Below are 4,318 nucleotides of genomic sequence, written 5' to 3'. Positions count from 1 at the left end.
AATGCCGCCAATGGTGACCGTAGTTCCAGGTACAAAACCGGTACCCGTAATCGTGGCCGTTGTACCACCAGCAATGGAACCGCTATTGGGAACAATCGAACTTAAGGTAGGAGCTACTGCCAGATACGTAAAGGCCCCAGCTAAGGTTGCATTAGCCGTAGCATTACCAACCGTCACATCAACTACTAATGAGCCACTCACATACGCAGGTACTGTTGCGGTAACACTGGTGTCGCTCACTACCACAATGTTCGATGCGGAAACACCTCCAAAAGTAACCGAGGTAGTACCGGTAAGGTTAGTTCCAGTTAAGGTCACATTGGTTCCCCCCGCAACACTGCCAGTAATTGGCGTCAAACCAACTAAGGTCGGCGCTAGAGTCACATAGGTAAATCCACCAGTTAACGTGGCACTACCCACAGTGTTGGTAGCAACTACATCCACCGCGCCACTGGCATGGGCTGGGGTCACTGCGGTTAAGGTGGTACCATTAACTACCGTGACATTAGTCGCCGCTGTTCCACCCAAAGTCACGCTCATGCCGGGAATAAAACCGGAACCAGTTAAAGTGATCGTAGTGCCCCCGGCAATGGAACCACTGCCTGGTAAAATACCACTTAAAACAGGAGCAACTGCGGTATAAGTAAAGCCCCCCGCTAATACTGCGGTAGAGCTGCCATTATTTACCACCACATCCGCAATTAAAGTGCCACTTAGATAAGCAGGTGTCGATGCCGTAATGGTTGTAGAATTGACCACAGTAATATTGGTTGCGACAATTCCGCCTACAGTCACTGTAGTGCTGGGAGTAAAATTAGTGCCTGTAATCAGTACGGAAGTACCGCCAGTAACTGGGCCACTATTAGGAGCAATGGAACTTAGGGTGGGCGCTATCGTTTGATAGGTAAAACCACTCGTTAACGTTGCAGTTCCTACTCCATTATTAAGGGAGACATCAACCGTTAAAGTGCCACTAACATAGGCTGGTGTGACTGCAGTCAGCGTAGTTGAACCACTTACAATAACATTGGTCGCAGCAACCCCTCCAAAACTCACGGTAGTTGCTGGTGTAAAATTAGTTCCTGTCAAGGTAACCACAGTGCCACCAGCCATAGATCCTACATTAGGACTGATCCCGGTTAATCCAGGAGCAACTCCAGTATAGGTAAATCCACCCACGAGGGTAACACTACCCGCTTCATTATAAATAACCACATCTTTAGTTAAAGAACCACTCACATAAGCCGGTGTGGTGATCACTAAGGTTGAAGCACTCAGCACATCAATACTGGTAGCAGCAACCCCTCCAATCGTTACAGTAGTGCTCGGCGTAAAATTATCCCCCGATACAGTCACTGAAGTTCCGCCTAACACGGAGCCGGTATTCGGCGAAAGCGAGCTTATTGATGGTAGGGCAGCTTCATAAGTGAATCCACCGGTTAAGGTCGCCGTGGTAACTCCATTATTAACGATTACGTCTGCCGCTAATGAGCCACTAACATAGGCTGGTGTTACAGCCGTCAATGTGGTCGCATTTTCAATGATAATTGATGTCGCAGCCACTCCCCCCACAGTTACCGTAGTTCCAGGAGTAAATCCAGTCCCTGTCAATGTAATCGTTGTACCACCAACCATGGGTCCCGCATTGGGTGTAACCTGAGTAAGTGCTGGAGCAATAGCCACATAAGTATATCCTCCAGTTAAGGTCGCGCTAGCAACACTATTCGTAACCACAACATCACTGGCTAAAGCACCACCGGCATAAGCAGGAGTGACGGCAGTTAAGGTCGTTTCATTAATTACCTCGACGCTAGTTGCCGCTACCCCACCAATATTAAGCGTCGTTGCGGGTGTGAAATTGTTACCACTCACAGTTACGGCAGTACCACCAGCAATGGAACCACTATTTGGTGTAATGCCTGTAATCGTTGGCGCTGCAGCTTGATAAGTAAACCCCCCGTTTAATGCCGCATTCGACACCCCATTATTTACGACTACATCAGCAGCCAAGGCGCCACTAACGTAAGCTGGAGTTATGGCAGTCAGGCTGGTAGCACTAGAAACCACAACCCCGCTTGCCGCAATACCTCCGATACTCACCGTAGTTCCTGGAGTAAATCCAGTTCCCGTTAAAGTAACAGTAGTTCCACCACTAACCGGTCCAGTGGCTGGAGTAATTTGTGTTAAGGTTGGGGTAATTGCCGTGTAAGTAAAGCCTCCGGTTAACGTGACACTACCGGCGCTATTGGTCACTACCACATCAGCCACTAAAGGCCCACTCAGATAAGCAGGTGTGATGAACGTTAAGCTACCCGCATTGTTCAAGCTTACATTCGTTGCAGCAACTCCACCAATGGCAACTGTTGTTCCAGGAGTAAAGCCTGTTCCAGTAATCGTTACGGCAGTTCCTCCCGCAATCGAACCACTATTAGGAGTGACGGCATTGATTGTAGGCAGCTCGGCGACGTAAGTAAAAGCATTCGCTAAAGTCGCATTCGCATTACCATTGTTCACGGTAATATTGACCACTAATGGCCCACTTACATAAGCAGGGACCGTTGCGGTTACACTGGTATCACTGACCACAGTCACATTAGTTGCAGCAATACCCCCCACCATAACCGCATTAACACCAATTAAATTAGCACCGGTCAAGGTAATTACCGCCCCACCATTAATACTGCCTGTTGCAGGAGTAATGCCGGTAAGTGTTGGTGCAACAGCAATATAAGTAAAGGCATTGCTTAAACTTGCTGTACTGATGCCATTATCAACAACGACACTCACAGAACCACTCGCATGCGCAGGAGTTACAGCAGTTAAGCTAGTCGCACTAATTATTTGTACTCCAGTGGCGGCAAGACCCCCAATGGTTACCGTAGTTCCAGGGATAAAACCACTACCGTTTAAAGTAATTGTTGTACCCCCCGAAGTAGAACCACTGGTGGGTATGACACTGGTCAAAGTTGGTGCTATTGCCGTATAAGTGAATGCTGCAGGCAGTACAGCCGTTGCCACGTCATTATCCACTACCACATCAACTGTAAGAGCACCATTTACATAGGCTGGAGTTATTGCAGTTAAGGTATTGGCACTAACCACACTAACGTTGGTTGCCGCAACGCCTCCTAAGCTTACGGTGGTATTTGGAGTAAAATTAGATCCGGTAATAATTATCGCCGTACCGCCATTGATAGAACCGGTACTTGGGCTAATTGATGCAATACTCGGGTTCGCCGCTTCATAAGTGAAGGCTGAAGATAAAACGGCATTGGAAACTCCGTTATTCACTACGATATCAACACTTAGTGGACCATTAACATAGGCGGGTGTCACGGCCGTCATGCTAGTTTCACCAGTTACTGTAACATTCGTTGCGGCAATACCGCCAAAAGTAACAGTTGAGCTTGGGGTGAAATTAGTACCAGTCAAGGTGACCACTGTGCCTCCAGCGGTAGATCCCGTACTGGGGGTACTATTTACTAATGTCGGTGCATTAGAAATGTAGGTATAACCTTGCGGCAGTACCGTCGCCCCAGCCTCATTAGTAATGGTGACGTTTTTAATCAGTGAGCCACTGACATAAGGAGGTGTTGTCACCGTTAAGGTTGTTGCGTTAAGTAGTGTAACATTTAATGCTGCAATGCCGCCAATATCCAAAGTGGTTGCAGGGGTAAAGTTAGTTCCGGTGATGGTTAAAATAGTGCCACCATCAACAGTTCCAGAATTTGGGGTGATACTGGCTATTGTTGGCGATGAAGGCACATAAGTGAATCCACCGGCTAAAGTTGCATTCGATACGCCATTCGTTACCGTCACATCAGCAATCAAGGAACCACTAATATACGCTGGAGTAATTGCGGTTATAGTACTTGAGTTAACCACAACTATCCCCGTAGCGGTAACTCCACCGACTGCCACCATTGAGTTTAGAGTAAATCCAGTTCCAGTTAACGTAATCACCGTACCGCCAGCCAGTGGCCCGGAGGCTGGAGAGGTTGAATTTAAAGTTGGGGCAATGGGCGTATAAACAAAGCCTGCTGCTAAAGTTGCCGTACTCACACCATTATTGACCACTACATCTTTAACTAAGGCACCACTTACATAAGGAGGTACAGTCAAAGTTATTGTATTTGCATTCAGTACCGTAATGTTACTGGCAACAACTCCACCAATAGTCACCGTTGTTCCAGGAACAAAATCGGCTCCGGTTACGGTTGCCATAACACCTCCAGCCACGGTACTGGTATTGGGACTAATACTCGTAATACTTGGCGCAATTGCCTGGTAGGTAAACCCACCAACTAACGTTGCATTG

Annotated in this window: 1 protein-coding gene; it reads right to left on the bottom strand. The window is 47.6% G+C overall.

The genetic code is table 11. From position 1 onward, the window contains the following. Positions 1-4,318, bottom strand: a 4,318-nt coding sequence (locus ACD661_RS16850) for a beta strand repeat-containing protein (protein WP_400189002.1), incomplete at both ends; no start/stop codon positions are given.

This window comes from Legionella lytica (genome assembly GCF_044626755.1).
In the GTDB taxonomy this organism is placed as follows: domain Bacteria; phylum Pseudomonadota; class Gammaproteobacteria; order Legionellales; family Legionellaceae; genus Legionella; species Legionella lytica_A.
Note: the sequence above shows the minus strand (reverse complement) of the source record. Positions and strands in the feature narration are given on the sequence as shown.